General features: G+C 67.6%; 18 protein-coding genes. 15 read left to right on the top strand and 3 right to left on the bottom strand.

The genetic code is table 11. The annotated features are described in order from the left end of the window. The first annotated feature begins 302 nt into the window (after positions 1-302). The 12 genes from ACV22W_RS02735 to ACV22W_RS02680 all read left to right on the top strand — a co-directional run bounded on the left by ACV22W_RS02735 (position 303) and on the right by ACV22W_RS02680 (position 13,590). On the top strand, positions 303-2,351 hold the full coding sequence (locus tag ACV22W_RS02735) for a FimV/HubP family polar landmark protein (protein ID WP_448017616.1): 2,049 nt from the start codon (positions 303-305) through the stop codon (positions 2,349-2,351). After that, on the top strand, positions 2,351-3,163 hold the full coding sequence (truA, locus tag ACV22W_RS02730; RefSeq protein ID WP_448017615.1) for a tRNA pseudouridine(38-40) synthase TruA: 813 nt from the start codon (positions 2,351-2,353) through the stop codon (positions 3,161-3,163). Before ACV22W_RS02735 ends, truA begins: the two co-directional genes overlap by 1 nt. Continuing rightward, complete coding sequence (locus ACV22W_RS02725; RefSeq protein ID WP_448018111.1) at positions 3,160-3,861, top strand: phosphoribosylanthranilate isomerase; 702 nt, start codon at positions 3,160-3,162, stop codon at positions 3,859-3,861. The genes truA and ACV22W_RS02725 overlap by 4 nt, the downstream gene beginning before the upstream one ends. A 55-nt stretch (positions 3,862-3,916) precedes the next feature. Beyond that, positions 3,917-5,110, top strand: coding sequence for a tryptophan synthase subunit beta (gene trpB / locus ACV22W_RS02720; RefSeq protein ID WP_448017614.1), 1,194 nt, complete (start codon positions 3,917-3,919; stop codon positions 5,108-5,110). 9 nt (positions 5,111-5,119) lie between these two features. Continuing rightward, positions 5,120-5,971, top strand: a complete 852-nt coding sequence (locus ACV22W_RS02715) for a DNA-methyltransferase (protein WP_059524755.1) — start codon at positions 5,120-5,122, stop codon at positions 5,969-5,971. Between the two features lie 41 nt (positions 5,972-6,012). Beyond that, the gene (trpA, locus tag ACV22W_RS02710) at positions 6,013-6,831 is read left to right on the top strand and encodes a tryptophan synthase subunit alpha (protein WP_448017613.1); all 819 of its coding nucleotides are present in this window, start codon (positions 6,013-6,015) and stop codon (positions 6,829-6,831) included. Between the two features lie 64 nt (positions 6,832-6,895). Next, positions 6,896-7,768, top strand: coding sequence for an acetyl-CoA carboxylase, carboxyltransferase subunit beta (gene accD / locus ACV22W_RS02705; protein ID WP_044843820.1), 873 nt, complete (start codon positions 6,896-6,898; stop codon positions 7,766-7,768). Between the two features lie 100 nt (positions 7,769-7,868). After that, complete coding sequence (folC, locus tag ACV22W_RS02700) at positions 7,869-9,179, top strand: bifunctional tetrahydrofolate synthase/dihydrofolate synthase (protein ID WP_175915662.1); 1,311 nt, start codon at positions 7,869-7,871, stop codon at positions 9,177-9,179. 29 nt (positions 9,180-9,208) lie between these two features. Then, positions 9,209-10,057 carry an SPOR domain-containing protein gene (locus ACV22W_RS02695; RefSeq protein WP_448017612.1) on the top strand — a complete coding sequence of 283 codons (849 nt, stop codon included), beginning with the start codon at positions 9,209-9,211 and terminating at the stop codon, positions 10,055-10,057. 6 nt (positions 10,058-10,063) lie between these two features. Further along, the gene (locus ACV22W_RS02690; RefSeq protein ID WP_448017611.1) at positions 10,064-10,558 is read left to right on the top strand and encodes a CvpA family protein; all 495 of its coding nucleotides are present in this window, start codon (positions 10,064-10,066) and stop codon (positions 10,556-10,558) included. A 51-nt stretch (positions 10,559-10,609) separates the two neighbouring features. Continuing rightward, positions 10,610-12,142 (top strand): amidophosphoribosyltransferase, encoded by a 1,533-nt coding sequence (gene purF, locus ACV22W_RS02685; protein WP_448017610.1) that lies wholly within the window; start codon positions 10,610-10,612, stop codon positions 12,140-12,142. Between the two features lie 257 nt (positions 12,143-12,399). Then, on the top strand, positions 12,400-13,590 hold the full coding sequence (locus ACV22W_RS02680) for an O-succinylhomoserine sulfhydrylase (protein ID WP_448017609.1): 1,191 nt from the start codon (positions 12,400-12,402) through the stop codon (positions 13,588-13,590). A gap of 97 nt (positions 13,591-13,687) precedes the next feature. Here ACV22W_RS02680 and ACV22W_RS02675 read toward each other — a convergent pair whose 3' ends face one another. From ACV22W_RS02675 to ACV22W_RS02665, 3 genes are read right to left on the bottom strand one after another with little or no spacing between them, the layout of a single operon-like run. Then, positions 13,688-14,662, bottom strand: coding sequence for an NAD-dependent epimerase/dehydratase family protein (locus ACV22W_RS02675; RefSeq protein WP_448017608.1), 975 nt, complete (start codon positions 14,660-14,662; stop codon positions 13,688-13,690). Further along, positions 14,649-15,695 carry a GDP-mannose 4,6-dehydratase gene (gmd, locus tag ACV22W_RS02670; protein ID WP_059524769.1) on the bottom strand — a complete coding sequence of 349 codons (1,047 nt, stop codon included), beginning with the start codon at positions 15,693-15,695 and terminating at the stop codon, positions 14,649-14,651. The genes ACV22W_RS02675 and gmd overlap by 14 nt, the downstream gene beginning before the upstream one ends. 35 nt (positions 15,696-15,730) lie before the next feature. Further along, positions 15,731-16,795 (bottom strand): acyltransferase family protein, encoded by a 1,065-nt coding sequence (locus ACV22W_RS02665; protein WP_448017607.1) that lies wholly within the window; start codon positions 16,793-16,795, stop codon positions 15,731-15,733. Positions 16,796-17,289: 494 nt separating this feature from the next. On the opposite strand from ACV22W_RS02665, the gene ACV22W_RS02660 reads away from it, so the two are divergent. From ACV22W_RS02660 to ACV22W_RS02650, 3 genes are read left to right on the top strand one after another with little or no spacing between them, the layout of a single operon-like run. After that, positions 17,290-19,482, top strand: coding sequence for a hypothetical protein (locus tag ACV22W_RS02660; protein WP_448018110.1), 2,193 nt, complete (start codon positions 17,290-17,292; stop codon positions 19,480-19,482). Between the two features lie 43 nt (positions 19,483-19,525). Continuing rightward, positions 19,526-20,992 (top strand): flippase, encoded by a 1,467-nt coding sequence (locus ACV22W_RS02655; RefSeq protein WP_448017606.1) that lies wholly within the window; start codon positions 19,526-19,528, stop codon positions 20,990-20,992. Next, positions 20,989-23,454 (top strand): glycosyltransferase family 4 protein, encoded by a 2,466-nt coding sequence (locus ACV22W_RS02650; protein ID WP_448017605.1) that lies wholly within the window; start codon positions 20,989-20,991, stop codon positions 23,452-23,454. Before ACV22W_RS02655 ends, ACV22W_RS02650 begins: the two co-directional genes overlap by 4 nt. The last annotated feature ends 335 nt before the right edge of the window (positions 23,455-23,789 follow it).

Genomic DNA, 23,789 nt, shown 5'->3' with positions numbered 1-23,789 from the left:
CCCTTTTCGATAAAACGGCCGTGCGCGATTGATGGTGAGGATCGGCATGGCGGTCGCGCGATTCGCGCGCCGGCGGCGCGGCGCGGGTAGCAGTTGCGCCGATGCACCGGCATGGACGGCCGCATCCGCCGGCGACGAATTCGGCCGGAACCCGATCGCGTGAAGTAAACTATGTGATTACGACGCGCAGAGTCGCCGAAAGCGTCGCGTTCTGCGCGACGCTTTTGCATTTCTGCGGCGACTTTATTGACGCTTTCCTACGCGAATCCGAGCCGCGCCCGCGCGCGGCGATAGAGCCTACGATGTCCCGAATTTCCTTGTTTCCGCGTCAGTCCCGTCTGTCGCGCGCCGTGCGTGGCGCGCTGGCGATCCTGGCGCTCGGTGCGGCCGCGTCGGCCTGGGCGGCCGGCACCGTCGAACTGCCGGCTTCCGCCGCAGGCGGCCCCGCGCCGCTCACCGTGACAGTCCAGCCGGGCCAGTCGCTGAACGATCTCGCGAAGGCGGCCACGCAGTCGCACGATCCCGGCGTGCTCGCGCGCGCCGGACGCGCGCTGTTCGATGCCAACCCGCAGGCATTCATGAAGCGCGACCCGAGCCGCCTGAAAGTCGGCGCGACGCTGACGGTGCCGGCGCTCGACGCGACGGGCGCGGCACTGGCGGCGGCCGGTGCGTCAGGTGCATCAGGTGCATCGGCCGCGTCCGCGGTGGCCGCGGCGTCGGGTACGGCCGCAACTGCGGCTGTGGCTACGCAGCATGGCGCGTCCGCGCCGCATCCGGGGTCGGCCGTGCAAACGGCGCCGGCTGCACATGCGGCACCCGTCAGCGGCGCAAGCGTCGCGACGGCGACAGTCGCGGCAGGGGCATCGGCTTCGACCGGCGCGTCCGCCGTGCATGGCGCGTCGACGGTTGAACCAGTTCAGCCGGCCGCGCCTGCGGCCGGGGCAAGCGGGCCGCACGTGTGGAGCGGCGCGATCCAGTCCGCGACCCCGTCGTCCGCGAGCGAAGCCGCCATCCAGCCCACGCAGGGCGGCCAGGCTCAAGGCATGCACGAACCATCCGCGGCGGCGCCCGTCGCTGGCGCGTCGCAGCCGCGGCCGTCGAGCCTGCAGCAACTGCTCGCGCTGAAGAATCGCGTGCTGATGGAACTGCAGAAACACGGAATCGGCAAGCCGGCCGCGACGAACAACGTTGCGCCCGTGCCGGCGCCTGCTGCCCCGCGTCCCGCCGCGAATGACGGCGCATCTGCTGCCGCGTCGTCGCCTGCCGCGAGCGAGGCGGCATCCGGTGTGGCCGCCAGTGCGGCGCAGCTGGCATCGGCGCCAGTGCAGCCGGCCGCGCCCGCGACGGTGACGCCGTCCGCGCGTGATTCCGAACAGATCGATTGGCGACCGGCCGCGGCGGCTGGCGCGGCGGTGGTCGTTCTCGCAGCCGGCTTCGCATGGCGCAAGCGCCGGAATGCGCGGCGCGCCGAGGCGGTCGCCGCGGAATCCGGCGGGGCGGCCGCTTCGGATGCCGGCGCATCATCGTCGCCCGTCGAACCCGTGCCGCCGATTCTTCCCGAGACACCGGTCGCACGCGACGCAGCCGCCGATGTGAATCTCGTTTCGGCCGCTGCGGTAGCGGCGGAGGTGGCCGAAACGCGGGATCTCGACGTGCCTTCGTCGCCGGAAGCGGCAACGCCGCAAGACGATCAAATGGAAGCGCCGGCCGCGCCCGCCGCAGAGCCGGCACCGCACGACGCGAAGCCCGTCGCGGAGACACTCCCCGGTCAGTCGATCGACGCACCCGCCGCGCCGGCGACGAACGACGATCAGCACGCGGCACTGATGCAGAACGCGATCAGCGCGCTGAGCAGCCTCGACATGCCGCTGCCGCCGCGTACGGCAGAAGAGCCGGCCGCTCGGGAAAGGCAAGCCGCAAGCGAGCAGATCGCAACTAACGGTCAGTCCGCATCGCACCCGCCGGTTGGTGCGAACGATCCGTTGCCGGAGCACCCGGCCGACCAGGACGACGAGTTCGACTGGGATCCGGATGCGGCAACGCCCGCGCCGCACGCGGGTGGCGCGTCTGCGCCGTCGTCGCTGCCGCCGCTCGGCGGCGCGCAGTTCGGCGCGTTGAAGCTGGATTTCGATCTCGACCTGCCGTCCGCGCCGGGCGCCGTGCTGCCCGCGCTGACACCGGAAGAGCTCGCGCGCATCGCACGCAACAAGCTGGATCTCGCGTCCGAGTACGTCGAGCTGGGCGACCTGTCCGGCGCGCGCACACTGCTGCAGGAAGTCGTCGATGCGAACGACGCCGCGACGCGCGACGATGCGCGCGCGCTGCTCGCGAAACTGGCGGAAGAGGCGTGATGCGGATCGCGCTGGGGATTCAGTACGACGGCGCCGCGTTCTGCGGCTGGCAGGCGCAGCCGCACGGCAAGACCGTGCAGGACGCGCTCGAGCGCGCGCTCGGCGAATTCGCGTGCGTGCCGCTGCACACGACGGTCGCGGGGCGGACCGATACGGGCGTGCACGGGCTCGGGCAGGTCGTGCACTTCGACACGGATCTCGACCGCACGGATTTCTCGTGGGTGCGTGGCACCAACGCGTTCCTGCCGTCGACCGTTTCCGTGCAGTGGGCGAAGCCGATGCCGGACACGTTCCATGCGCGTTTCTCGGCGTTCGAACGCACCTACTACTACGCGCTGTACGTGCATCCCGTGCGCTCGCCGATGCTGGCCGGCAGGGCCGGCTGGATCCACACGCCGCTCGACGACGACGCAATGCGCGTCGCCGCCGCGCACCTGATCGGCGAGCACGACTTCTCGTCGTTCCGGTCGTCGGAATGCCAGTCGAAGACGCCGGTCAAACACCTGTACGAGATCGACGTGCGGCGTGCGGGCCACTTCATTCATTTCCGCTTCCGCGCGAACGCGTTCCTTCACCACATGGTGCGCAACCTGATGGGCTGCCTCGTCGCGGTCGGGCGCGGCCGCTACCCGGCGGACTGGCTCGCCGACGTGCTGGCCGGGCGCGACCGCAATCTCGCCGCGCCCACGTTCATGGCCGACGGGCTGTACCTCGCCCATGTCGGCTACCCGGCGGAATTCGCCGTCCCGCCCGCGCAGCTCGGCAGCGTGCCGTGGAGCAGCGTCTGGGCCGACCTGGACCCCCAACCATGACGGATCACGCCGTGTCTTCTCCGACTTCCGCCGCGGCCGGCCTCGTGTCGCGCACGCGCATCAAGCTGTGTGGCCTGTCGCGCCCCGAGGACGTGATGCATGCGGCCGCGCTCGGGGCCGACGCGATTGGCCTCGTGTTCTATCCGAAGAGCCCGCGCGCGGTATCGATCGCGCAGGCGGCCGAGCTTGCGCGCCTCGCGCCGCCGTTCGTGTCGGTGGTCGGGCTGTTCGTGAACGCGACCGAAGCCGAGATCGAGGCGGTCGTGCGCGACGTGCCGCTCACGGTGCTGCAATTCCACGGCGACGAGACGCCCGAGCAGTGTGACACCCTCGGCCGCGCGGCACGTCTGCCGTGGTTGCGCGCAGTGCGCGTCGGCCCCTCGACGCAGCCAGCCGATTTGGTAGAATCGGCTCTTCATTATTCGAAAGCGCGCGGCCTCCTGTTCGACACCCTGGTGCCGGACTACGGCGGTAGCGGCAAGGTCTTCGATTGGTCACTTATTCCCGCAGAGCTCGCGCATCGGGCCGTTTTGAGTGGTGGCTTGAACGCGCAAAACGTCGGTGATGCGATCCGCCAGTTGCGCCCGCTTGCTGTCGATGTCTCGAGCGGCATCGAAGTGGACGGCGCGAAGGGCGTGAAGGATCACGCCCGGATGGCGGCGTTCGTACGCGCGGTGCGCGAAGCGGACGCCGGGTGATGCAAGCCGGTGCGGCCCCGACAGCGGGGCGCGCCGACCGATCGAGAGTGACACCATGTACAACCTTCCTGATGATCACGGCCACTTCGGCCCGTATGGCGGCGTGTTCGTCGCCGAAACGCTGATTCACGCGCTGGACGAACTGCGCACGGCGTATGAAAAATTCCGCAATGACCCCGATTTCGTAGCCGAATACGAGCGCGAACTGAAGTATTTCGTCGGTCGTCCGTCGCCGATCTATCACGCGCAGCGTTGGAGCGAGATGCTCGGCGGCGCGCAGATCTACCTGAAGCGCGAGGACCTGAACCACACCGGCGCGCACAAGATCAACAACGTCATCGGCCAGGCGCTGCTCGCGAAGCGGATGGGCAAGAAGCGCGTGATCGCCGAAACCGGCGCCGGCCAGCACGGCGTCGCGACCGCGACGATCTGCGCGCGCTTCGGGATGGAGTGCATCGTCTACATGGGCGCCGAGGACGTGCGCCGCCAGGCCGCGAACGTCTACCGGATGAAGCTGCTCGGCGCGACGGTCGTGCCGGTCGAATCGGGTTCGCGCACATTGAAGGACGCGCTGAACGAAGCGATGCGCGACTGGGTCACGAACATCGAAAGCACGTTCTACATCATCGGCACAGTCGCGGGCCCGCACCCGTATCCGGCGATGGTGCGCGACTTCCAGCGCGTGATCGGCGACGAGTGCAAGGTGCAGATGCCGGAACTCGCCGGCCGGCAGCCGGACGCGGTAATTGCGTGTGTCGGCGGTGGCTCGAACGCGATGGGCATCTTCTATCCGTACATCGACGACACGTCGGTGCAGCTGATCGGCGTCGAAGCGGCCGGCGACGGCCTCGACACCGGCCGTCACGCGGCGTCGCTGATCGCCGGCAGCCCCGGCGTGCTGCACGGCAACCGCACGTACCTGCTGCAGGACGACAACGGCCAGATCATCGAGACGCATTCGGTGTCGGCCGGGCTCGACTATCCGGGCGTCGGTCCCGAGCACGCATGGCTGAAGGACAGCGGCCGCGCGCAGTACGTGGCGATCACCGACGAAGAGGCGCTGAAGGCGTTCCACGACTGCTGCCGGATCGAGGGGATCATTCCCGCGCTCGAGTCGAGCCACGCGATCGCGTATGGCGTGAAGCTCGCGCCGACGTTGCCGAAGGACAAGATCCTGCTCGTCAACCTGTCGGGTCGCGGCGACAAGGACATGCACACGGTCGCCGAGCGATCGGGCATCGCGCTCTGACCCCGACCGATGCGTGACCTGATCGAACAACCGGGCGGCGGTGCCGCGAGTGAAGCGGAGGCGGTGCAGTCCGCCGTCGCCGTGCCGTGCGCGCTGCCGTCCGGGATCGAGCTGCACAACCGCGATTTCATGTCCGAAGCCGCGCGCCTGCCGGATGCGTCGATCGACCTGATCGTCGCCGATCCGCCATACGGGCTCGGCAAGGACTACGGCAACGACTCGGACAAGCGCTCGGGCGACGACTTTCTCGCGTGGACGCGCGAGTGGCTCGAACTCGCGATCCCGAAGCTCAAGCCGAGCGGGTCGATGTACATCTTCTGCACGTGGCAGTACGCGCCGGAAATCTTCAGCTTCCTGAAGACGAAGCTCACGATGGTCAACGAGATCATCTGGGACCGGCGCGTGCCGAGCATGGGCGGCACGACGCGCCGTTTCACGTCGGTGCACGACAACATCGGCTTTTTCGCGGTTTCCAAGGCGTATTACTTCGATCTCGATCCGGTCCGCATCCCGTACGACGCCGACACGAAGAAGGCCCGCTCGCGCAAGCTGTTCGAAGGCAGCAAGTGGCTGGAGATGGGCTACAACCCGAAGGACGTCTGGTCGGTCTCGCGCCTGCACCGGCAGCACGCGGAGCGCGTTGATCATCCGACCCAGAAGCCGCTGGAAATCATCGAGCGGATGGTGCTCGCAAGCTGCCCGCCGGGCGGCCGCGTGCTCGATCCGTTCATGGGCAGCGGCACGACCGCGGTGGCCTGCGCACGGCAGGGGCGCGACTTCGTCGGCTACGAGATCAACGAAAGTTATTGCGCGATCGCGCACGAGCGCGTGAACGCGCTCGCCACGCCGGCGTGCGCGTGAGTCGCGCCGCCGCAGTGCCGATCGCATCAAGGAAAATTGCCATGTCCTCCCGTATCCAGCAGACCTTCGCCGCACTCGCCGAACAAGGCCGCAAGGGCCTGATCCCGTTCATCACGGCCGGCGACCCCGATCCCGCGAAGACCGTCGAATTCATGCACGCGCTCGCCGAAGGCGGCGCCGACGTCATCGAGCTCGGCGTGCCGTTCTCGGACCCGATGGCCGACGGTCCGGTGATCCAGCGCTCGTCGGAGCGTGCGCTGGCGCGTGGAGTCACGCTGAAGAGCGTGCTCGCCGACGTGAAGCGCTTCCGCGAGACCGACCGGAAAACCCCCGTCGTGCTGATGGGTTATGCGAACCCGATCGAGCGTATGGGCGTCGATACGTTCGCGACCGAAGCGCAGGCGGCCGGCGTCGACGGCGTGCTCGTCGTCGACTATCCGCCCGAGGAAGCGGGCGTGTTCGCCGAGAAAATGCGTGCCGTGCGGATCGATCCGATCTTCCTGCTCGCGCCGACGTCGACCGACGAACGCATCGCCGACGTGGGCAAGATCGCGAGCGGCTACGTGTACTACGTGTCGCTCAAGGGCGTGACCGGCGCCGGAAATCTGGATGTTTCGAGCATTGCGGGTAAAATCCCGGCCATCAAGTCGCGCGTGCCGGTTCCGGTGGGCGTCGGCTTCGGCATCCGCGACGCCGAGACGGCGCGCGCGGTGGCCGAAGTGTCGGACGCCGTCGTGATCGGCAGCCGCCTGGTGCAGTTGCTCGAGAGCGCCGCGCCGGAAAGCGCCGCCGCCGCGCTGAAGACTTTCATCGCCGAGCTGCGCGCCGCCCTGGACGGCGCCGGCAAGACGGCGCGATAAACACAACACAGGAAGCGGGAACGGGCCGGTCGGCCCGCCCCGCCACGGAACAGGAAACCATACGATGAGCTGGCTCGACAAACTGTTGCCGCCGAAGATCAAGCAGACCGACCCGAAAAGCCGCAAGGGCATTCCGGAAGGCCTGTGGGTCAAGTGCCCGTCCTGCGAGGCCGTGCTGTACCGCAACGACGTGGACGCCAACCTGCACGTGTGCCCGAAGTGCGATCACCACATGCGCATCGGTGCGCGCGAGCGTCTCGACGGGCTGCTCGATCCGGAAGGCCGCTATGAAATCGGCCAGGAAATCGTGCCGGTCGATTCGCTGAAGTTCAAGGACAGCCGCAAGTATCCCGATCGTCTGAAGGAAGCGATGGACGAAACGGGCGAGACCGACGCGATGGTCGTGATGGGCGGCGCGATCCACACGCTGCCCGTCGTCGCGGCCTGCTTCGAATTCTCGTTCATGGGCGGCTCGATGGGCTCGGTCGTCGGCGAGCGCTTCGCACGCGGCGCGCAGAATGCGCTGGAGCAGCAGGTGCCGTTCATCTGCTTCACGGCGTCGGGCGGCGCGCGGATGCAGGAAAGCCTGCTGTCGCTGATGCAGATGGCCAAGACCACCGCGATGCTGACCAAGCTGGCCGAAGCCAAGCTGCCTTTCATCTCGGTGCTGACCGACCCGACGATGGGCGGCGTGTCGGCGAGCTTCGCGTTCCTCGGCGACGTCGTGATCGCGGAGCCGAAGGCGCTGATCGGCTTCGCCGGCCCGCGCGTGATCGAGCAGACGGTTCGCGAGAAACTGCCCGAAGGCTTCCAGCGCGCGGAATTCCTGCTGAAGACTGGCGCGATCGACATGATCGTCGATCGCCGCAAGATGCGCGACGAGATCGCGCAACTGCTCGCGCTGCTGCAGCGACAGCCGGCCGACGCGCTGGCCTGATTGGCGCGGCGTTGTGAACTGCGCGCGTCGCCCGGCTGAACCGCCGGGCGGCGCGTTTCGTTTTTTGGCGTAGTGGCGGTACCGATTCAGATTTGATCCGATGAGCACTTTTCCCACTCTCGACGCGTGGCTTTCGCATCTCGAACGCGCGCACCCGGTCGGCATCGACATGGGCCTCACCCGCATCGGGCAGGTCAAGGCGGCGTTGCAGCTCGAATTCGCGTGCCCCGTGATCACGGTCGGCGGCACGAACGGCAAGGGTTCGACCTGCGCGTTCCTCGAGGCGATCCTCGTTCACGCGGGCTACAAGGTCGGTTGCCACACGTCGCCGCACCTGCTCGAGTTCGGCGAGCGCGCGCGCGTGAACGGCCAGCAGGTGAGCGACGCCGAGCTGCTGCCACACTTCGAAGCCGTCGAGGCGGCGCGCACGTCGCTGCCCGAGCCGGTGTCGCTCACGTACTTCGAATTCACGACGCTCGCGATCCTGCACCTGTTCGCGTCGCGCGGGCTCGATGCGGTGATCCTCGAAGTCGGCCTCGGCGGCCGGCTCGATGCGGTCAACATCATCGATACCGATTGCGCGATCGTCACGAGCATCGACATCGACCACACCGAATACCTTGGCGATACCCGCGAGAAGATCGCATTCGAGAAGGCAGGGATCTTCCGCGCGGGCAAGCCGGCGATCTGCGGCGATCCCGCGGTACCGAACACGCTGGTCGAGCATGCCGAAGCAATCGGCGCCGACCTGTGGCTGGTCGGTCGCGATTTTCGCTACGAAGCGCAGCCGGGCGCCGAGCGCCAGCAATGGAGCTACCTCGGCCGCGAGAAGCGCTATCCGGCGCTCGCGTATCCGGCGCTGCGCGGTGCGAATCAGCTGATCAATGCATCGGCCGCGCTGGCTGCACTCGAGGCGCTGCGCCCGGTGCTGCCGGTGTCCGCGCAGGACATCCGGCTCGGGCTCGCCAACGTCGAACTGCCGGGGCGCTTCCAGGTGCTGCCCGGCAAGCCGGCGATCGTGCTGGACGTCGCGCACAACCCGCATGCGGCGGCCGTGCTCGAGCAGAATCTCGGCAACATGGGCTTCTTCCCGTACACGTACGCGGTATTCGGCGCGATGCACGACAAGGACATCGACGGCGTGTTGCAGCATCTGAAGGGCGAGATCGACCACTGGTGCGTGACCGACCTGCCGCTGCCGCGTGCGGCGAGCGCGGAGCAGCTCGAAGCCGCGCTGCGCAAGGCCGGCGTGGAGGAGGGGGCCGATTCGAGCGTGACGCGGTTCGCGTCGCCCGCCGAAGCGTTTCGCGATGCACTAAAAAGAGCATCCGAGAATGATAGAATCGTGGTTTTCGGCAGTTTCCATACGGTGGCAGGTGTGATGGCCTACCGGAAATCGCAGCAACACTGACTGACGGGCAGTTTCGGACTCAGCCATTCATGGGAATTTTCTCGTTCGGCAAGAAAGACGACGACGCGCCCCCGCGGCGCGGCGGTCGTACCGGGGCCTCCCGGAACGTGCGCACGGAGCGCACTGAACGCGTCGAGCGACGCACGCGCCGCACCGAGCGTCCGGAATCGGACGCACTGCTCCTCGATCCGACCCTTCCAGAAAAGCAACGCGCCCGCCGGCGTCTCGTCGGCGCGATCGCGCTCGTCGTCGCCGCGGTGATCGTGCTGCCGATGGTGCTCGATTCGCACCCGAAGCCGGTGACGGACGACATCGCGATCGACATCCCGAACCGGCCCGCGCATCAGGCGGTGGCACCGCGCGACGACGATGCATCCGACGTGCAGGCGGGCGTCGCGCACGACGAACCGCCGGCATCCGATGTCGCCGTGGCGGCCGTGCCCGCGCCCGCGGCCAAGGATGCGGCCAGGCCGGCCGCGAAGCCCGATACCACGACCCCGACGACCACGGCGAGCGTGACGCCGCCGAAGCCCGCCGCCAAGCCGGCCACGGCCGCACCCGCACCGAAGCCGGCCGCGCCGAAACCGGCGCCCGCGACGGTCGCGAACGCGGATGCCGCGGCCGACGCCGGCGACGCATCGTCGCCGGCGTCGCCGGCCGGTGCGCGCTTCGCGGTGCAGCTCGGTTCGTTCAAGGACGACGCAACGGCCCGTTCGTGGGCCACCAAGTTGAAATCGGCGGGGGTGCCCGCATATGTCGAGCATCGCAAGCAGGCGGACGGCAGCACGGCTACACTGCTGCGTGCCGGCCCGTTCGCGGATCGCGCGGCGGCGTCCGCCGCGATCGCGAAGGTGCGCGAAGCCGGACTCACGCAGTAACGTGCGATGCTGACGGCTTTCGACTACGCTGTATTGGCGGTGATCGCGTTGTCTGCGCTGCGTGGCGCATGGCGCGGTTTCGTCTCGGAGATTTTCGGGCTGATCGGCTGGATCGCGGCGATTGCGATCGCGGCCCGCTATGTCGGACTGGTCGTGCCGTATATCCCGGCGAACTGGCCGGGCGGCGCGCTGACACAGTGGGTGCTGGCGTTCGCGCTGATCGTGATCGGCGTCGTGTTCGTCGCGGGTGTCGCGAACGCGCTGTTGTCGCGGATCGCGCAGGCGACGGGCCTCGGCGGAGTCGATCGCTCGCTGGGCATGATGTTCGGGCTCGTCCGCGGCTGCGTGCTGGTGGTGCTGCTGGTCGCGGCGGCCGGGCTGACCGAATTGCCCAAACAGGAATTCTGGCGCAATGCGCTATTGCGTCCTTTCGCCGAACAGGGCGTGCACGAGCTGAAGCAGCTCCTGCCCGACGGCATGGCCCAGTACGTGCGCGTGTGACGACGCGGCCGGGCAGGACGGAACCGATTTTGTCATCTTGAAGGACATGCCATGTGCGGCATCGTAGGTGTTATCTCCCAATCCCCTGTCAATCAGCTGATCTATGACAGCCTGCTGCTGCTGCAGCATCGCGGTCAGGACGCAGCGGGCATCGCGACGGCGGACGGCAGCAATTTCCACATGTACAAGGCGAACGGTATGGTGCGCGACGTGTTCCGCACGCGCAACATGCGCAGCCTGCCCGGCACCTTCGGCATCGGCCAGGTCCGTTATCCGACGGCCGGCTCGGCGTCGAGCGAAGCCGAGGCGCAGCCGTTCTACGTGAACGCGCCGTTCGGGATCATCCTCGCGCACAACGGCAACCTGACGAACTGGGAACAGCTGAAGGACGAGATGTTCCGGATCGACCGCCGGCACATCAACACCAATTCCGACAGCGAAGTGCTGCTCAACGTGTTCGCGCACGAACTGCAGCTGTCGACGACGGGCCTCGAGCTCGATCCGGCCGCGGTGTTCAAGGCGGTCGCGGGCGTGCATCGCCGCCTGCAGGGCTCGTACGCGATCGTGTCGCTGATCGCCGGCTACGGCCTGCTCGCGTTCCGCGATCCGTTCGGCATCCGCCCGCTCTGCATCGGCAAGCTCGAGACCGAACACGGCACCGAGTGGATGGTTGCGTCGGAGTCGGTGGCGGTCGAAGGCATCGGGTTCGAATTCGTGCGCGACGTGCAGCCGGGCGAAGCGATCTTCATCGACAAGGCCGGCAACTTCCACAGCCAGCAGTGCGCGGAGCACCCGACACTGAATCCGTGCATGTTCGAATACGTGTATCTCGCGCGTCCGGATTCGTGCCTCGACGGCGTGCCCGTCTACAACGTGCGCCTGCGCATGGGCGACTATCTCGCCGAGAAGATCAAGCGCGAGCTGCCGAACGTGCCGATCGACGTCGTGATGCCGATTCCCGATTCGTCGCGTCCGGCCGCGATGCAGGTCGCCGCGAAGCTCGGCGTCGAGTATCGCGAAGGCTTCTTCAAGAACCGCTATGTCGGCCGCACCTTCATCATGCCGGGCCAGGCCGTGCGCAAGAAGTCGGTGCGCCAGAAGCTCAATGCGATGAGCATCGAGTTCAAGGACAAGAACGTGCTGATCGTCGACGACTCGATCGTGCGCGGCACGACCTCGCACGAGATCGTGCAGATGGCGCGCGATGCGGGCGCGAAGTCGGTGATCTTCGCGTCGGCGGCACCGCCCGTGAAGTTCCCGAACGTGTACGGCATCGACATGCCGACGCGCGGCGAGCTGGTTGCCCACGGCCGCACCGACGATGAAGTCGCGAAGATCATCGGCGCCGACCACCTGATCTATCAGGACGTCGACGACCTGCGCCGCGCGGTGCGCGACATCAACCCGAAGCTCGAGCGCTTCGAGGCGTCGTGCTTCGACGGCAACTACATCACCGGCGCCGTGACGCCCGAGTACCTCGATGCGATCGAGCGCGCGCGTCTCGCACCGGCGTCGCAGGCCGATCGCGACACGGCCGGCGATGCCGCGCGTTCGCAGATGAACCTGCAGCTGTCGGTCGAGTGATGCCGGCGCGCGCTTCCGACGAAGCGTGATAGGATGTGGCCTTGCGTCGATTTGATTCAGCTTGCGGACGCGGGGCGACTTCCCAAAACAGCTAAAGCGAAGGCCGGCGGCAGCCGGCCCGAGTCGATCGCTGTCGTACCGCACCGAAGCCCGCTGATGCCGACGCATAGCGGGCTTTTTGTTTTGGCCTGATTTGTGGCTGGGTGCGCGCCCGATGCATGACCCGCGGCGCGACCCTCGAATACGGAAAACGGAACATGGACGACTCCCTCAACTTCGACACGCTCGCCGTGCGCGCGGGCACGCTGCGCAGCAACTTCAACGAGCATTCGGAAGCGCTGTTCCTCACGTCGAGCTTCTGCTTCACGAGCGCGGCCGAGGCGGCCGAGCGCTTCGCGAATTCGGAAGACTATTTCACCTATTCGCGCTTCACGAACCCGACCGTCACCATGTTCCAGGATCGTCTCGCCGCGCTCGAAGGCGGCGAGGCCTGCATCGCGACGGCGTCGGGCATGGCCGCGATCATGTCGGTCGTGATGTCCGCGCTGCAGGCAGGCGATCACCTCGTCAGCTCGCGCAGCCTGTTCGGCTCGACGCTCGGGATGTTCTCGCAGATCTTCAGCAAGTTCGGCATCACGACGACCTTCGTCGATCCGACCGACCTGAACGCATGGCGGGAAGCGGTGCGGCCCGAGACGAAGATGTTCTTCCTCGAAACGCCGTCGAACCCGCTGACCGAACTCGCCGACATCGAGGCGATCGGCAAGATCGCGAAGGCCGCGAACGCGCTGTTCGTCGTCGACAACTGTTTCTGCAGCCCGGTGCTGCAGCAACCGCTGAAGCTCGGCGCGGACGTCGTGATGCACTCGGCGACGAAGTTCCTCGACGGGCAGGGTCGCGTGCTCGGCGGCGCGCTGGTCGGCTCGAAGGAATTCATCATGGGCAAGGTGTTCCCGTTCGTACGCAGCGCGGGGCCGACGCTGTCGGCGTTCAACGCGTGGGTGCTGCTGAAGGGGATGGAGACGCTGTCGCTGCGCGTCGAGAAGCAGTCGGCGAACGCGCTTGAAATCGCGCGCTGGCTCGATTCGCATCCGGCCGTCGCGCGCGTGTTCTATCCGGGGCTCGAATCGCATCCGCAGCACGAACTCGCGAAGCGCCAGCAGAAGGCGGGCGGTGCGATCGTATCGTTCGAGCTGAGGGGCGACACGCCGGAGCAGCAGCGCGCGAATGCGTGGCGCGTGATCGACGGCACCAAGCTGATCTCGATCACCGGCAACCTCGGCGACACGCGCACGACGATCACGCACCCGGCGACGACGACGCATGCTCGCGTTACGCCGGAAGCGCGTGCGGCCGCGGGGATCACCGAGGGGCTGATCCGCCTCGCGGTCGGCCTGGAAAACGCGGGCGACCTGCGCAACGATCTCGCGCGCGGCCTCGAGGGCTGAGCGCGGCGGCAGGTTTCACGGCCGACATGACGACGGGCCGCTCGATCAGATCGAGCGGCCCGTCGTCTTTTGGTCGGCGCCGCGCGCGCTGGCGGAATCAGCCGGCGTGCCCAGCCTGCGCGTGCCGCGGCACGTCGCGCATCGCTTCCATCATCCAGCGCAGCGTGTCGTCGAGCGGCGTCACCGGCAGCTCGCCCACCGCGCGCCGCAGCTTGTCGCGCGATCCGCTCAGTCGCTTCACCTCGTTGTGCCGAACGAAACGCGGATCGATCGTCACGTCGATCACGTAACCGGCGATCCGCGACAGCATCGCCAGCACTTCCTTCAGCGAATACGCGCGCTCCGAGCAGACGTTGAACGTCTCGCCGGCCGGCGCGGCTTCGAGCAGCTTCAGATAGGCGGCCGTTACGTCGCGCACGTCGGAGAAATCGCGGCTCACGTCGAGATTGCCGAGCGAGATGCGCGGCGCGTTGCGCGCATAGTGCGACACGAGTTTCGGCAGCAGATACGCATCGTCCTGGCCGACGCCGGTGTAGTTGAACGGCCGCGCGATCACGATCGGCAGGCGGTCGGCCCACAGTTTCGCCGCGTATTCCATCGCGAGCTTGCTGACCGCATAGTCGTTTGCAGGGGCGGGTGCGACGGTTTCGTCGAGCACGCCGGCCGTCGAATTGCCGTAGATGTTCGCGCTGCTGGCGAGCAGCACCGCCGACGGACGGCGGTCGAGGCCGGCGAGCGCGGCCAGCAAGTTGCGCGTGCCGACGATATTGACCGCGTAAGTCTGCGACGGCTCGTCCTGCGCGACGTGCGCACGCGCAGCCAGATGCACGACCGCATCGGGTCGCGCATCGGCGGCCGCCGCGCGCATCGCTTGCGCGTCGAGCAGGTCGACCGGCAGCAGCGTGCAGTTCGCGAACGCCCGATCGTCCGGCCGCGCCGCGCCGGGCGCCACGGTGCCCCACACGTCGTAGCCGGCCGCCTCGAGGCGCTGCACCATGTAGCGGCCGGTGAAGCCCGTCAGGCCCGTGACGAACGCACGGCGCGACGAGCGTCCGGCATCAGTACGTGTCATGGTGACGATTCCGCGTCAGGTCCGCTTCCACCATCATCTGGCAAAGCTGCTCGAGCGTCGTTTCCGGCGCCCAGCCGAGCTTGGATTTGGCCTTGTCCGCGCAGCCGATCAGCAGGTCGACTTCGGCAGGGCGGTAGAACTTCGGGTTCACTTCGACGAGCACGTTGCCATTCGATGCGTCGAGGCCGCGTTCCTGTTCGCCCTTGCCGGTCCATTCGATCTGGTAGCCGGCGGCCGCGAACGCCATCTGCACGAAGTCGCGCACGGTCTCGGTGCGGTTGGTCGCGAGCACGTAGGTGTCGGGCTCGTCGACCTGCAGCATCCGCCACATCCCTTCGACGTATTCGAGCGCGAAGCCCCAGTCGCGCTTGGCGTCGAGGTTGCCGAGTTCGAGTTTGGTCGCCTTGCCGAGCTTGATCTTCGCGACGGTGTCGGTGATCTTGCGCGTGACGAACTCGCGGCCGCGCAGCGGCGATTCGTGGTTGAACAGGATGCCGCTGCAGCCGAACAGGTCATAGGACTCGCGGTAGTTCACGGTCATCCAGTGCGCGTACAGCTTCGCGACGCCGTACGGGCTGCGCGGGTAGAACGCGGTCGTTTCCGTTTGCGGAATTGCCTGCACCTTGCCGAACATCTCGGACGTCGATGCCTGGTAGAAGCGCGTCTTCGGGCTCACCACGCGGATCGCCTCGAGCAGGTTCAGCGGGCCGATGCCGGTGACCTCGGCGGTCGTGGCCGGCTGATCGAACGACACGCCGACGAAGCTCTGCGCGGCCAGGTTGTACAACTCGTCGGGCTGCGTGCGTTCGAGCAGCCGCAGGCTGGAGCCGGCGTCCGTCAGGTCGTGCTCGACGAGCGACAGGTTCGGGTGCGTGTCGACGCCGAGCTCGGCGATGCGCCAGAAGTTCACCGAGCTGGTGCGGCGGTAGGTGCCCGTGACCTCGTAGCCCTTGTCGAGCAGCAGCTTGGTCAGGTAGGCGCCGTCCTGCCCGGTGATCCCCGTGATGATGGCCTTCTTGCGAGTTTGGCTCATGGCAATGTCCTGGTCGAATCGATGGATTGAGAAATTCAGGCGGTCGTGCGCGCGGCGGCGGGTACCGTGGCGCGTGCGGGGCCGCGCGTCAGGCGCCGCTCGAAGCCGTACCAGCTCACGGTGGCGTACGCGAGCGTGATGGCGAGGGCGAGCGCGGCCGTGACGAAGCGATTCAGGTGCAGCGGCCACAGCGCGTACAGCACGCTCAGGTGAATCAGGTAGACGGTGTAGCTGACGGTGCCCACGTACACGAGCAGCGGGTTCGTCAGCACACGCTGCACGATGCCGCGTCCGCGCAGCGCGATCACGACGATCGACGTGCAGAGCAGCAGCGAGACGCTGTAGAGCGCGGCGTTCGACAGCGGCGTGTTCGCCGCGCGGAAACGCGGGAACGACAGGTGCAGCCAGCCGAGGATCGCGAGCGACACGAGCGCGCCGACGATCGCGAGCGGATAGAACGGCTCCAGCGCGCGCCGGTCGCGGCGCAGCACGATCGCGAGCAGCGCACCCGCGGCCAGCAGGTCCATCCGGAACGGCGTCAGGTAGTAGATCGGCCAGAACGAATCGAACCACGGCGTCGCGATCGCGCGCAACACGGGCGCCGCGACGATCAGCGCGGCGGCGATCCACAGCAGCGCGCGCTCCGAACACCACAGCACGACGAACGGCCAGAAGATGTAGAACTGCTCCTCGACTGCGAGCGACCACAGCACGTTCAGGCTGTCGTGACCGATGCTGCCGAGCGACAGCCCGATGTTGGTCGAGAAGAACGCGAACCACGGCCAGTGCGGCAGCCAGCTCGCGCCGAACAGCAGCGTCGACACGACCAGCAGCAGCACGTACGGCGGCAGGATCCGGCGCACGCGGCGCGCGTAGAAGTGGCTGAAGTACGACTGTCCGCGGGCCTTGCGATCGAGCAGGATGCCGGTGATCAGCAGGCCGCTCAGCACGAAGAACAGGTCGACGCCCATCCATAGCGGCGCCTTCAGCGCGTGTTGCAGGAACACGGCGCCGACGGCGATCGCGCGCAGTCCGTCGAGCTGCACGATGCGGCCGTGTTGCGGCGGGGCGAGGTCGGCGGTGCGCGAGATGCCCGTCATCGCGCCGCTCCTTCGCGACGCGCGGCCGATGCCGTGGCGCGCCGCGCATCCGATGCGTGAACGTAATGCATGCGTTTAAATGAAATATTGAATCGAAATCGATTCTAGGGAAAAGAAATCGGCAAAAAAACGCATGTCATTTATCCGGCTGAAAAGATTCGAATGCCGGTCGTTTCAATCGCGACATGAAAGGTTTGCAGGCTACGCACCCCGACGGGGCGGGCCGGAGCGGCATTTTCTACGGATCGCCGCATGAAAGGCGGTCGATATTTCCGTTTTGCCGGGCCAATTCCTCGCTGTTCCGGCTCGATATTTCAGGTCGAAACATCCCCAAATATTTCCAAATTTCTTGTGATTATTTTTGCTTGTAACCTGCATCGCGACGTTTGAAACCTATTTAGCGACAGGGCATCGAGTGCAGGCAGCATGCCGCGCCGCCGGTCGCTTCCGCATCGAGTCTGGAGAGCGCATTGCGACGTCTGATTCTGGTTGGCATGACGGTATGCGCGGCGCTGTCCGCGAGCGCCGCATCGGCTGAAACCGTGTTGCCCGCGACCACGTCGTGGATCGGCAACACGTTCGGCTATGGCGACGGCAGCTGGACGCAGATCGACATCCGCGCGATCGCGGTGACGCCCGACGGCAAGGTGTATACGAACGCGCCGTGGGACGAGAGCGGCGCCGAGGCGAGCGTCTACCAGGACGGGAAGATGCTCGGCTTCGCCGGCGGCACGCACGGCTGGGGCAACCTCGGCGGCAACGCGGTCGCGGTGAACGGCAAGTATGCGTATGTCGCGATCGGCGTCGGCAACGAGCGCGGCCATCTGCAGTCGCCCGGCATCTGGCCGGACAAGGGCAAGCAGTGGTTCGGCATTTCGCGCCGCACGATCGGCGACATGAAGCAGCCGGCGCCGTTCCGCGCCGCGCCGCAGGTCGCGCCGGGCGGGCGCGCCGATGCCGGTCGCGCACGGATGGCCGCCAGCTTCATGATGGTCAACGAGGTGCCGGCCCCGGCCCGGTCGGAAGTGGGCGAGGCGAAGGCGGAAGTCGGCGGCCTCGCGGCCGACGACAGGACGCTGTTCTCCACGAATCCGTCGCATGACGCGGTGGACGTGTACGACGCCGAGACGATGCAGAAGAAGGCCACCTGGAGCGCGCACGAGCCGGGCCGCATCGCGCTCGCCGGCGACGGCACGCTGTGGCTGCTCACCGATACGATCGGCGGGCCCGCGCACCTCGTGCACGTGCGCGCGGACGGCCGCAAGCTCGACGACGCGCCCGCGCTGCCCGACGGCACCGAGGCGGTGGACGTGGCGGTCGACGCGAAAGGACGCGTGCTGGTCGCGGACAACGGGCCTCGGCAGCAGGTGCTGATCTTCTCGAAAGGTGGCAAGGGCTATGCGCCGTCGGGCACGCTCGGCGAGCGCGGCGGAATCTTCGCGGGTCCGGTGCCCGGCCGTCCGGGGCCGCAGCGCTTCAACGGGCTGACGGGCGTGGGCGTCGATCGAGCGGGCAACGTGTATGTGTCGATGAACGGCATCGGGCCGCGTCACGACACGATCGGCGCGGGGCTCGGCGCCGTGCTCGAGAGCTATACGCCGGACGGCAAGCTGCGCTGGCAGGTGCAGGGGCTGCTGTTCGTCGACGGCGCGTGGCTCGATCCGGCGCGGCCGAACAGCGTGTATACGGGCAACAAGCGCTTCGAGCTGGATTTGTCGAAGCCGCCCGGCCGGGACTGGAAATACGCCGGCTTTCTGTCGAACCGCTTCAAGTATCCGGACGATCCCGTGTTCCACACGGACCAGTATCCCGGCATGCCGTTCGCGCGGCGCGTCGACGGCCGCACGTTCCTGTACCTGACCGACATGTACGCCGACCACCTGAAGATCTACCGCTTCGACGCGAAGCGCGACGGCGAGGTCGCGATTCCGTCGGGCCTGATCGCGGGTCGCGCGCGGCCGGTCGACAAGGTGCCGAACAAGCCGCCTGGCGGCGACTGGATCTGGCGCGACACGAATGGCAACGGCCGGCTCGACGAGGACGAATTCACGACCAACACGACCGGCAAGGCAAAGGCGGGTGGCTGGGGCTGGTGGGTCGACACCAAGGGCGACATCTGGCGCACGAGCGACGTGCGCGGCATACACCGCTTCGGCTACGGTGGCGTCGACAAGGCCGGCAACCCGATCTATTCGTACGACAAGGTCACGACCTATCCGATGCCGCAGCCGTTCACGCAGCTGCGCCGCGCGATTTACGAGCCGCAGACGGACACGCTGTACGTGACGGGCTACACGGCCGACGCGCCGCCGCAGGCAGGCATCAACAAGGAAGTCGGCCGCGTGCTGGTGCGCTTCGACAAGTGGTCGACCGGCTCGCCGGTGGTGCGCTACACGGTCGCGCTGCCGTGGCAGCTCGACGCGAAGCCGATCCTCGACCTGATCGGTATCACGGTCGAAGGCCGCTACATCTTCACGGTGGAGCCGGTCGGCAAGATCCACGTGTACGACAAGGAAACCGGCAAGGAAGTCGGCGTGATGAGCCCGGGCGCGGAGGTCGGCAAGGCATCGGGCTGGGTCGACGTGCCGTTCGGCATCAGCGCGTTCCGGCGCGAGAACGGCGAATACCTGGTGTTCGTCGAGGAAGACGCGCGCGGCAAGGTGCTGATGTATCGCTGGAAACCGTGACGGGCGGCGCGCCGTCGTCGTTGGCGTCACACAAGGCAGAAGCATGGACAAAGGCATACTCAAGAACGTTTCGATCAACTTCATCGGGCTGATCCTGCCGACCTTCGTGTCGCTGGTGACGGTGCCCGCGTACATCCACGCGCTGGGCGTCGAACGCTACGGCGTCGTCAGCCTCGTGTGGACGCTGATCGGTTATTTCGGGATCCTCGATCTCGGGATGAGCATGGCCGCGCAGAACCACATCTCGAAGGCGCTCGCGAGCGGCAATGCGGACGAAAGCGCGCGGGTCTTCTGGAGCGCGTTCTGGCTGAATCTCGGCACCGGCATCGTTGGCGGCCTGCTGATCTATTTCGGCGCGTTCGTCTACACCGCGTATTTCACGAAGGTGTCGGCGGCGATGCAGCACGAGGTGTATCTCGCGTTGCCGTGGCTCGCGCTCGCGATTCCGCTCGCGAACGTGTCGTGGGTGTTCGCCGGCGCGATCAACGGGGCCGAACGGTTCGGCGTGTTCAACACGAACCAGACGATCGGCACGTTCCTGTTCCAGCTGCTGCCGCTCGGCGCCGCATGGTGGATCGCGCCTAACCTGCAGACGGTGCTGGCCGCGGCCGTCCTCGCGCGGCTGATCGCGGCGGTGATGCTCGGTCACGCAAGCATCAAGGTGCTCGGGATCCAGCGCATCGACCCGCCGCAGTGGGGCACCGCGAAAGGGCTGTTCAACTTCGGCGGCTGGATGCTGATCGCGAGCACGACGAGCATGATCGCCGACACGCTCGACCGCGTAATGCTCGGCGCCGGCATGGGCGCGAAGTTCGTCACCTATTACACGGTTCCGCAGAACCTCGTCACGCGGCTGAACATGCTGCCGAACGCGCTGGTGCGCACGCTGTTTCCGCGCCTGTCGGCGGTCGGCCGCGAGCATGCCGACACGCTCGCGCGCCAGTCGCTCGAATTCCTGAACGGCGTGTTCACGCCGGTCGGCATCGTCGCGATTTTCGCGCTCGCACCGTTCCTCACGTTGTGGGTCGGCGCCGATCTCGCCGCGCATTCGGCGCCGGTCGGGCGCGTGCTGGTGATCAGCGTCTGGCTCGTCGGCCAGGCGAGCGTCACGCGGATCCTGATCCAGTCGCAGGTCAATCCGGCCCGGGCGGCGTTCGCCGGGCTCGTCGAGATGCCGTTCTTCGTCGGCGGCCTGTGGTTCGGCATTCATCACTTCGGGCTGATCGGCGCGGCGGTGGTCGTCGCGACCCGTGCGCTGGTCGATTACGGCGTGCTGCTTTACCTGTCGGCGATCCGGATGCGCGCGATCGTGCTCGACATGCTCGCGCATCTCGCCTTCCTGCTCGCGAGCCTGTTTCTCGCGCAGGCGTGGTCGGGGCTCGGCGAGTCGATCGGCCTCTGCGCGGTCGTGCTGGTGCTGAACCTTGCGTGGTCGCTCACGATGACGCCGGCCCTGCGCGCGCTGGTGCGCGACCTGTTCGTCCGTCTCAATGCGAGGAAAACCGTATGAATCGCGATCTGGCGGAACACGCCATCCTGAACCTCGCCACGGCCGATGCCGCCGTGGCCGAAGCCGGCGACACCGCCGCGCTGCGCCGGACCGAACCGGCCGGACAGGCGGGCGCACGCGATGCGTCGCGCCCGCTGCGCGTGGCGATCGTCCACGACTGGCTCGTCACGTACGCCGGCGCCGAGCGCGTGCTCGAACAGATCGTCGCGTGCTTTCCCGACGCGGACCTGTTCAGCCTCGTCGATTTTCTCGACGATCGCGCGTTCGTGCGCGGCAAGCGGGTGACGACCTCGTTCATCCAGAAACTGCCGTTCGCGCGCACCAAGTACCGCAGCTACCTGCCGCTGATGCCGCTCGCGATCGAGCAGCTCGACGTGTCGGACTACGATCTCGTGATCTCCAGCAGCCATGCGGTCGCGAAGGGCGTGCTGACCGGGCCGGACCAGATGCACATCAGCTACGTGCATTCGCCGATTCGCTACGCGTGGGACCTGCAGCATCAGTATCTGGAACAGTCGAACCTCACGCACGGACCGAAGTCGCTGCTCGCGCGGATGATCCTGCATTACATCCGCAACTGGGATACGCGCACCGCGAATGCGGTCGACGGCTTCGTCGCGAACTCCGCGTTCATCGCGCGACGCATCCGCAAGGTGTATCACCGCGACGCGGCGGTGATCTTCCCTCCGGTCGACGTCGACGGCTTCTCGCTGAACGAGGCGAAGGACGATTTCTACCTGACCGCGTCGCGGATGGTGCCGTACAAGAAGATCGACCTGATCGTCGAAGCGTTCTCGCGCACGCCGGAGCGCAAGCTCGTGGTGATCGGCGACGGCCCCGAGATGCAGAAGATCCGCGCGAAGGCCGGCCCGAACGTCGAGATCATGGGTTATCAGCCGTTCGCGGTGCTGCACGACCGGATGCGGCGCGCGAAGGCGTTCGTGTTCGCGGCCGAGGAGGATTTCGGGATCTCGGTGGTGGAGGCGCAGGCGTGCGGCACGCCCGTGATCGCTTACGGCAAGGGCGGTGCGCTCGAGACGGTGCTCGAACCGCGCGCGCACGCGAATCCGACCGGGCTGTTCTTCGACGAACAGACGCCGCACGCGATCGTCGCGGCGGTCGACGATTTCGAGCGCGCGCCGCAGCGCTTCACGCCGCACGCGTGCCGCGCGAATGCAGAGCGCTTCTCCGCCGACACGTTCCGGCGGCGCTTCCTCGACTACGTGGAGGCGGCGCTGCCCGGCTCGACCGCGCAGCGCGGCACGGCCGTCGCGCCGATGCCGCCCGCGCGCGGCCCGGCGACGCTCGTGCTGGACCAGAGCGGCGTGCTCGGCGGCGCGGAGCTGTCGCTGCTGGAGATCATGAAGCACATGCGCGCGAACGCCGACGTGGTGCTGTTCGACGATGGCCCGTTCCGCGCGGCGCTCGACGAGATCGGCGCGCGCGTCGACGTGCTCGACCAGGGCGCGCTCGCGGGGGTGCGCAAGCAGGGCGGCGTGTCGGCAGGCGCGTTGAAGCAGCTTTACACGCTCGTGCGGGACGTCGCGCGGCGCGCACGCCGCGCCGAGGTGATCTACGCGAACACGCAGCGCGCGATGGTGGTCGCGGCGCTGGCCGGGCGGCTCGCGCGCAAGCCGGTGGTCTGGCACCTGCGCGACATCGTCAGCAGCGACCATTTCGGCAGCAAGCAACTGATGGCGATCAAGTGCTGCGCGCGGTTCGGCGTCACGCGCGTGATCGCGAACTCCGATGCGTCCGCGCAGGCGTTCCGTGCGCTGACGGGCTTCACGCCGCAGCACGTCGACGTCGTGTTCAACGGCATTTCGGCGGAACCGTTCGACGCGCTGGACACGGCCAGCCAGGCCGCGCTGCGCGCGCGCTTCGGGTTACCGGAGCACGCATGGCTGGTCGGCTCGTTCAGCCGCCTCGCGCACTGGAAGGGGCAGCACCTGCTGCTGGAGGCCGCGGCTCGCCATCCGGACATGCACGTGGTGCTGGTCGGCGCGCCGCTGTTCGGCGAGGACGAATACGCGGCGCAGCTGCACGAGATCGTCGCGCGTCACGGTATGGACGATCGCGTGCACTTCCTCGGCTTCCAGCGCGACGTGGCCGCGTGCATGAAGGCGGTCGACGTGGTCGCGCATACGTCGATCACACCGGAGCCGTTCGGGCGCGTGATCGTCGAGGGCATGCTCGCACGGCGGCCGGTGGTCGCGGCCCGCGCGGGCGGAGTCGTCGAGATCATCGAGGACGGCGAAAACGGGCTGCTGTGCGAGCCGGGCAACGCGACCGCGCTGGCCGATGCGCTGGGCAGGCTGCAGCACGACGCCGCGCTGCGCGAGCGGCTCGTCGCGAGCGGGCGGGCGACCGCGGTGCGCCGGTTCGGCACCGAGATCTATGTGGAACGGGTCGAGAAGATCCTCGCGGATACGGCGAAGGCCGCGAAGGCGAAGAAGCGGTAGGTGCGGCGCGAATCTACGCCATGCGCCGGGAAACGGGCCCTCATGCGGCGGTGTGCTGCATGAGGGCTCTGCTTTTTTGGGCGGGCGGGAGCCTGATGCGCGTCGGGCGCGGGGTGCCGGAGGCGAACTGATGATGCGTTCGCGTACGGGGTCTTGGGGGAATCCTCGGCAGTCTGGATCGGAATTGGCTTCACGGAACGCCGTGAGGTCATGCAGTGAGGCCGGCGAGGAGGCGGGCGATGCGACGGTAGTGCAGCCGCCCAGGCGGCGTGTGACGCCGCGTCATGCCCATGAAAATGCCCCCGCACGACTCGAGGTCGCGCGGGGGCCGGGAG

This window comes from Burkholderia sp. AW49-1, from assembly GCF_053427845.1.
The sequence above is the reverse complement of the archived record's forward strand: the minus strand, read 5'-3'. Positions and strand labels throughout refer to the sequence as shown.